The following is a 7553-nucleotide window of genomic DNA, read 5'->3' on the forward strand; positions in this document are numbered from 1 at the left end:
AGCGTGATGTCCGCTCCGACCGTGCCCGCAACTTTCTTCCTGTCCGGGGACCACAGGGGATGGAAGAAGCTAACGATGAGCTTTCCGGTGATGGCGTCGGTGTAGGGCGCAGTCTGCGTGATGTCGCTGGAGGCAGGCCGCAGCTTGGGATCCGTCGTCCAGCTCTGCCATGACTCATACAGGCCCGGAAAGAAGAAGTCCCAGAAGTTCGCATCGTTGTGGCCGGGATAGAGGCGGTCAAACGTCTGCGCCTGATCGGTGTAGGGAGCAGTCCTGAAGATCGGCCTCTCCTTCGGACCGATGTAGTACATCTGCAGCTTCGCGGATCCGGTTTTTAGCAAACTCGGGGCTACGAGGTTCAGTACCGCACTGGTGTTGATGTCCGCCTGCACGTCAGCGCGGGGCATGTTGTCGGGTCCGAGCAGATAGCCCCACGCGCTAACGACCGACGAGGTTCCTGGCGCATTCTGCGCCCATCGCCCCCCGACATTGTACGTTACCTCTACGCTGCCTGGCGAGCTTTTTGAAACTGAGCTACCGACATCAGCACCGGTTGCGGGATCGTCGATCTGAGCCTGCATGACGCCTGCGAGCGTGGACACGTCGCTGTGAACTTGACCGAGCAGGAGCGAGACTTGGGCAGCGGTGGAGCTCGCGTATGTCTGCAGGTAGTCTTGGCTGGCATTCTCAAGGCCATGCCCGACCTCGACGGTTGCGTTGCGCGATAGTCGTTGGACATTCCATAGGGCGAGACCGCCGCTGACCAGCAGGTCGAACAGCACCGCGCCACCAACCAAAAGGATGAACTTGGCTCGGAACGAGTCCCATCGAACAAAGGATCTGGCAGAGGTGTCATCCATTAGAACGGCTTCCGTCCCGAGGCTGCCCAGATGGGCCATCCGGCATATCCCTTGGGGTGAAGGGCAGCGGCTATATGGTCTCGGAAACCCTGACGGAATTTTCTGATGAACTCAGGAGTATCTCCACGACGCACCGCCATTTCCCCAGCATAGACATTCTCCCAAGCCTCGATCATGTCGGCAAAGTCTTGCGGGTCGCCATCGAGATTGGTCACCATGAAGCTCTCGACTTGGATTTGCTCGAAACCCGCATCCGTCAGGAAGCGTCTGCTCTTCGGGCCCATCTCGACGTCCATATCGAAGTGGCTGAAAAGCCTGGCGACTTCGTTGTAGGTCCATTGGATGGACTGCGAATGTGGCTCGCCGAGGCAGTGTGAATTTTTCTCATTGGTGATGTAGACCCGGCCCCCCGGCTTGCAGATGCGATGAAGCTCCCGCAGCAGCAGGTCGGGCCTGTCGAAAATCTGGAGCGAGTGGCGGCAGGTAACAAAATCGAACAGGTTGTCTCCGAGAAGCATCTGCGAGGCGTCACCATAGGTGTATTCGATGCCCGAAAGTCCGAATTCGGCTGCTACACGGCGTGCGTATTCCAGGCTTCGTTTCGAGTGGTCCAATGCCACCAGACGGGCAGGGCTGAATTCCTTGTGTATAAGAGTGGCAAAATCGCCGATGCCGCAACAGATATCGGCGACAACTGCGCCGCTCCGCAGGCCGTGACGAGGTAGCATCTGACGTTCGTGCCTCCACGTCATCTTCGTCTGTGTCCGCAGAATAGGTATGAAGCTCTCGTCCTCGACGAACGTTTGGCCGGGATAGAATGCGGAGTCGTAGACCTGGACCGTGATGTTCGGCTCTCTCTCCGCCAATTCACGGAACAGCGTGGCCGACCAGGATATCACGCTGGATGTCACGACCACGACGCTGAAGTCAGCTCTGTGTGAGCATACGGATGAGAGGACCTCTCCCAAGGCATGGAATGCGGTTTGGTTGATGTTGGTCAGTCTCTTGACGTTCAGGTACGCGACGCCTTTGCATGCGTCGAGGCCATGCCTCACCTGACCGAGGATCTCGCGAATGTCGATTGGGGATCGCGGCCTCAGTTTCCCAACGAGAGCGATCTCCTGGTTTGTTGGGTCGAATTGCAGCATGAACTTGCCGAGATTCGCGTTCAATGGAACTCCCCGCGCCATTTCAACGACGATGCGATTGCAATCCGACCGGACGGCGCAGCGTGCGCTGACAGTTCAACGTGGAACAGCTTTGCGAGGCGAACTAAGCGCAACTCATCATCGGTGATCGCGCTAGCGGCGCTCGGTCGAAGCTTTTCTGCCGATGCTTCCCTGATGAGCCGAACGATGTTCTGGCAATCGTCTTCACGACACTGGTAGCCTACGCTTATGCGCAAATCTTCGACGTCCTTGTGAACTTCGAATTTGACGGTTCCTTCTCCGGAGGACGTCTTGAAGGCCAGTTCCACCAGCTCGTTGACGATCAGCGACAGGAAATTGGAGTACCGTGCTGCATCCTCGTGCATTTGGCCCGCAACCTGGGCAAGGTATTCGACGACGCGGTCGCAGAGTGCCCATTCCGCCATCAGGAGACCCGAGTCCAATTCCAATGCCGCCATCGGCTTCAATTTACAGCCCTCAAGGTCGCGCATGGTTAGGTGACTCGGTGCGATTGTACGTCGCGCTATGCCGCCGATCCGGCGTAGACAGGAACTTCTTCAAGGAGTTGACCGAAAGGGGAGCGCTGATGAGAAACCCCTGGATCCGATCGCATCCGATTTCCGTCAGCCATTGCGCCTGCGCTTGGGTCTCGACACCTTCTGCTGTCACCTGCATGTCGAGGTCATGCGCAAGCACGGTGATGGCACGTACGATGGCCTGGCTTTTCGGATTGGTCTCGATATCCGCGACGAAGTACTTGTCGATCTTGATGGTGTCGAAGGGGAAATTCTTCAGATAACTCAGCGAGGAGTACTGGGTCCCGAAGTCGTCGAGGGAAATCCGGATGCCCAGGATGCTGAGCGTGTTGAGCGTGTCCAGATTGTTCACGGTGCGCTCGAGGAGGACGCTTTCGGTAATCTCCAGTTCCAGTCGCTCGGCCGGAAGTCCGATTTCGTCCAGTGTCTGCGAAATTCGGTCCGTAAGTCCGTCCCACAGGAATTCGGCCGGAGACACGTTGACCGCCAGAGTGAAATCTTCCGGCCAGTCGAGCGCTTGTCGACACGCCTGTTGCAAGGTCCAGGAGCCGATCTCCGGCATCAGCCCGTCACGTTCAGCCATCGGGATGAAAACGGAAGGTGGTATGTGGCCGAGCAAGGGATGCTTCCAGCGTAGGAGTGCCTCGAATCCTACGACGCAAGAGCTTTCCACGATGGGCTGATATTCGACGGAGAATTGCTGTTTTTCCAAGGCTATGCGAAGACTTCGGCGCAGCAATTCCCGCTGCTCGATGATGTGAAGCATTTTCGCCTCGAACGTGCTCGCTCGTCCCCTGCCTTCCGTCTTTGCAGCATAAAGCGCAACATCGGATGCCTTCATTAACGTCTCCGGATCCCGGCCATCGACAGGTGCCACCGATATCCCCACGCTCAAGCCGACGAACACAGCGATGCCATCGAGCGTAAAGGGATCTTTGAACGCGCGGACCAGGCGCTCGCCGAGCTCCCGACTTCGTGCCGGATGTCCATGTCCAAGCGAAATCACTGCAAATTCGTCACCCGCAAGCCGATATGCGCGATCCTCGCTGCCGAGGCAGCTCACAATGCGGTTGGCTGCGAGCTGGAGAAGCTTGTCTCCGGCCGGGTGGCCGAGGGTGTCGTTCACGGGCTTGAAGTCGTCGAGGTCCAACTGCATTAGGGAGACCACGTCGGGGCCGCCGTCGATTCCCCGCAACCCATCGCTGAGGTCGCTGCTGAACTGTCGACGGTTCGGTAATCCTGTCAACGCATCGTGATGGGCCTGGTGCAGGAGGGTGTTGCGCTCGTCGTGATCCGGTCGATAGGACTGCACCACGGCCAGGAAGTTTCCAGCCGCAAATATCGTGAGGTGCCCAGATTCCCCGGCGAAGAGGACAGGCGACAGGCGGAGGGGAACTGGGTCCCCTGACTGCGCGTACCGGGCCACCACGGACATATCCAAATTAGGATACATTTCCGGAAGGGATGCGTTCGGACCGAGATTAGCAGCCGCTTCAATATTTGAAGGGCAGGCAACGAGATTGAACTGGCTATCGAAGAGGAAGAGCCTGTCGAATTTACCCTCCGTCGCGGCGGCGGGAGCTGAAGGTCCCTGCCAGCTTGATCGGGGCTTTGTCATGCTTCCTGGCCTCTATTGCTTCCTACAAGCTGAACCGACACTCTAAGGCACTTTAAGAGTGTATATTAGTAGCAGCTGTTTGAAATAATAGAAACAAGCATAGTGTCGGAGCTTTACCTCCTCCACGCCGATCGCACCCGCCACCAAAGCGGGGCGAGTGGACGGGCCAATGCCACTGATTGACAACGAACCCAGCACGCTGGCGAGAGCCTCACGTCTTGCTTTGCAGCATGAGGATCAGCCGGGGATACGATACAAGCTCGACCCGACCGCCGAGCAGGCGAGTCTCATGTGAACTCCTTGCAATTTTTTCGATGCAAGGAAAAGGTATACGTTCTATATCAACGCTAAAATACGCACTAACTGTAAAGCTGATATCGTGGAGTATATCTATGCCCGAAACCCGCAAAGGTCCGGTTTCCCATATTTCAGTAGTAAGACAGTCGAACAAGAAGGTCATGGAGGAAGCCTTGATCGACGCCAGGCGGGCGCGGCCGATCCTCGAGCAGATTGGCAACAAATGGTCGGTGTTGATCCTTAGCGTTCTTTGCACTCGACCATCGCGATTTAATGAAATCATGCGCCGCTTGGATGGGATAACCCACAAGGCGTTGGCAGATGCGCTCAAACGGCTTGAGCGAAATGGGCTGGTTGAGCGCCATGTGTTGCCGACGGCACCCGTTGGCGTCGAGTATTCCATCACGCCGATGGCGGAATCCCTGCGTCAGCCGTTTGCTGCGCTATACGAATGGGCGATCACCAACGGGCCGGAGATGGAGCGCGCTCAGGCGGAATACGACAGTGACCGCGCTTGAATGTGCGGCTGAATATGTCTTGCTGTCGCAGACACGTCATCGATTCTTGTCACGCGGATCGCCAGGTCAATTGCGGTCCGGGTAGAATTGGAACAGAGTAAGAACAAAGCTGGTAAACCTGCCATTTTTGGTTTACCGCATTAAATACTGCAAAGGTGAGGGCGAGATGAGTCGGCTGAAACTACTGAGAGACCAACGTCAGCTAGCACAATCAAAATTCGAGGGGCTACCGGAGGACCATCCGCTTCGCTCGCGCTACCTCGAGTGGCTACGCGCGCTCGATGAGCAGATCGAAGCTCTGACCTGAATCGCGCATTCGAAACATCCGGAGATCAATGATGTCGCTGTCGGAGAAATTTATCGTCGTCCCGTTCAAGCGCAACCGGGCGGGCTTGGTGCCAGGAGACATGCGACAGGCCTCGAATGGGACGTCTGCGGAGAAAATAGCTTTAGCGATGTCGGCCAGGTCTATTGGCGTAGGAGCCTATTCAGTGATGGTCGACAGCGAAACGGGCGATATGAGTTCGCCAAGACTGCTTGCTGGTTTCGGTGAAGTCGGTGATCTGACGCAGGATTGAGCCGACGCGGTCGGACGTCCGTCCCTTATTGATCATGGTCGCCGGGCTAGCGTCGTTTCGCTTATCGCACGGCGGCTACCACAGTACCTGAACGGCGACGACGACGAGAAAACCAATCCCCACCGCGAGAGCAATCCGCAAAACAGTGCGATTGGCCTCGGCGAGTACTTCTGGCTTAGGGTCTCGCTTGGCATTGAATTTGTGGTGACGTTTATGTGGCGCTCCCGCCTGGGACGATTTGTTTCCTGCTGCCATGGCTGTTTCGCTCGAGGTGGTAGATTTTCTGGAGCGCCAATCTAGCATGAAAGATGCGTGGTGCTTAGTGCTGCGATACCTTCTCGCTGGTGTCGCTTGTCTCAGCCGGTCTTGGCCTTGGCATCGGCTTCGTGCCGGAACGGACACAGGATCTGCCTAACCGCGGTTTCGAGTTGAAGAAGGTGCGAGGCGTCGATTTCAAGATCGAACTCGGTGTCGCCTGGAACAGGGAGGACCCGACCCCCTCGCGATGACATCATCGATATTGCCCGGTCGCTGGTGTGGCCGGACAGGTGAAGCGATGGCCGGTCGCCCGTGAACGTTTGCGAGACCGGAATCAATGTAGTGGAGATTAGTTGGACTCTATTTCCTCACGCGGCATGTGTAACGCTCCGCAGGAGCGGGACTAGCATCGACAGGAGCTCATCGTTTCCGCATGCAAACCGCAATTTCTCGGAAAGGCCGGTACGGCTCCAGTCAATGGTATGAGAAAGACCGAGGCTCTCGAGGATTGGCAGGGCCGCCATCACGTCCCAAGTCGAGTCCCCAAGCGAGATGTAGCCGTCGGTTTCCCCCATCGCAACCTCGACCAGCGACAGCGTCGCTGATCCGCATAAGCGGAAGTTGATCTGCAACTCGTCTGAAAGGAAGCGCACCACCTCGATGCGGTCTGACGTCGGGATGGAGGGGTGGAAACTGAAACCGACCGATGCTGCCGACATGTCCAGGGCTGGCAACGGCTTGACAGGTTTGCCGTTCAACCGTGCCCCGACCGATCGCCCCCCGACCAACATCAGCTGACGGATCGGGGCATAAATCACCCCAAACGTAGGGCTCCGGTTTTCGAACAGGCCAATGGAGATCGCCCAGTTCTGGCCGCCTCGAACGAAGTTGAATGTGCCATCGATCGGATCGATGACCCAAATACGGCCAGATGTACCTGGAATTTCACCACCTTCTTCGCCGAAAACTCCGTCATCGGGGAAGGCTTCCCGCAGTCTGGCGACCAGGAATTCCTCGACCTGCCTGTCGGCCTTTGTCACCAGATCGAGGTGCCCCTTCCTTTCGACCGGCAGGCTAGCCAGCGACCGGAAATGGGCCAAGGCCAGTTCCCCAGCTTCCCTTGCGATGTCTTCAACGATAGCCTCGGCTGGACGATCAGACGAGGCATAGCCATGCGTATCAACCACGCGCTTCATCCCTAAGCCTTGTGACCTGCGCCACGTCGTCGCCGAGGAGCTGGTCCAATTGGCCTTCACGAACCCATTGGATGATCTGCGCCTCGATATCGACGCCATACTGCATCAGTTTTTCATGATATCCCGCCGGCAAATAGGTGAACGCGGCGAAGCCTTCTTCGTGAAGCTGGTGCGCCTCGCCGCTGGCGAAGTGATAGACCTCGATATTCATGGCATCGAGATTGGCCTGCCGGGCGATCGCAGCCGGGTCGATCAGACGGGAGTGCATCAGACCGACCGTCGGCACGTCGGGAATGACCTCCTTCACGGCCTTCAGCTGGACGTAGTCGAACGAAGAAAACTGCAAGAGGTCGGCGCAACCCAGTTCATCGATCAGGGCCCGCAGTTTCGCGAAAAGGACATCGTTGCGGTCGTAGATCTTGAGCTCGAGCTGATAGATGATGCCGAGTTCACGGGCGAGTTGCAGGGCATCGCGGAGCCGCGGGACCCGCTCTCCGGTAAATTCGTGGCCGAACCAGCTGCC

The 7553-nt window shown here is 57.4% G+C and carries 7 protein-coding genes and 2 pseudogenes; 3 read left to right on the forward strand and 6 right to left on the reverse strand.

Annotated elements, in window-relative coordinates:
* The 4 genes and pseudogenes from AC1D35_RS33920 to AC1D35_RS33935 all read right to left on the reverse strand — a co-directional run.
* Positions 1-860, reverse strand: a pseudogene (locus AC1D35_RS33920) (SpoIIE family protein phosphatase); the annotation flags it as partial.
* Complete coding sequence (locus AC1D35_RS33925) at positions 860-2008, reverse strand: class I SAM-dependent methyltransferase (RefSeq protein WP_477942262.1); 1149 nt, start codon at positions 2006-2008, stop codon at positions 860-862. The pseudogene AC1D35_RS33920 and the gene AC1D35_RS33925, both read right to left, overlap by 1 nt.
* 20 nt (positions 2009-2028) lie before the next feature.
* Complete coding sequence (locus AC1D35_RS33930) at positions 2029-2520, reverse strand: hypothetical protein (RefSeq protein WP_477942255.1); 492 nt, start codon at positions 2518-2520, stop codon at positions 2029-2031.
* Positions 2507-4183, reverse strand: a complete 1677-nt coding sequence (locus AC1D35_RS33935) for a putative bifunctional diguanylate cyclase/phosphodiesterase (RefSeq protein WP_477942258.1) — start codon at positions 4181-4183, stop codon at positions 2507-2509. Before AC1D35_RS33935 ends, AC1D35_RS33930 begins: the two co-directional genes overlap by 14 nt.
* Positions 4184-4641: 458 nt before the next feature.
* Between AC1D35_RS33935 and AC1D35_RS33940 the strand changes: the two genes are divergently transcribed.
* The 3 genes and pseudogenes from AC1D35_RS33940 to AC1D35_RS33950 form a co-directional block, all read left to right on the forward strand.
* Positions 4642-4998 (forward strand): winged helix-turn-helix transcriptional regulator, encoded by a 357-nt coding sequence (locus tag AC1D35_RS33940; protein ID WP_477835084.1) that lies wholly within the window; start codon positions 4642-4644, stop codon positions 4996-4998.
* 338 nt (positions 4999-5336) lie between these two features.
* On the forward strand, positions 5337-5576 hold the full coding sequence (locus AC1D35_RS33945; RefSeq protein ID WP_113295857.1) for a hypothetical protein: 240 nt from the start codon (positions 5337-5339) through the stop codon (positions 5574-5576).
* A 323-nt stretch (positions 5577-5899) separates the two neighbouring features.
* Positions 5900-6128: pseudogene (locus AC1D35_RS33950) on the forward strand (LysR family transcriptional regulator); the annotation flags it as partial.
* A 74-nt stretch (positions 6129-6202) separates the two neighbouring features.
* Here the strand turns inward: AC1D35_RS33950 and AC1D35_RS33955 are convergent.
* Positions 6203-7030 (reverse strand): inositol monophosphatase family protein, encoded by an 828-nt coding sequence (locus tag AC1D35_RS33955; RefSeq protein ID WP_477854565.1) that lies wholly within the window; start codon positions 7028-7030, stop codon positions 6203-6205.
* Positions 7014-7553 (reverse strand): glycerophosphodiester phosphodiesterase (locus tag AC1D35_RS33960; RefSeq protein WP_477942260.1); only part of this gene is annotated, 540 nt, incomplete at its 5' end. The genes AC1D35_RS33955 and AC1D35_RS33960, both read right to left, overlap by 17 nt.

It is taken from the genome of Rhizobium sp. P1_E6 (genome assembly GCF_056405875.1).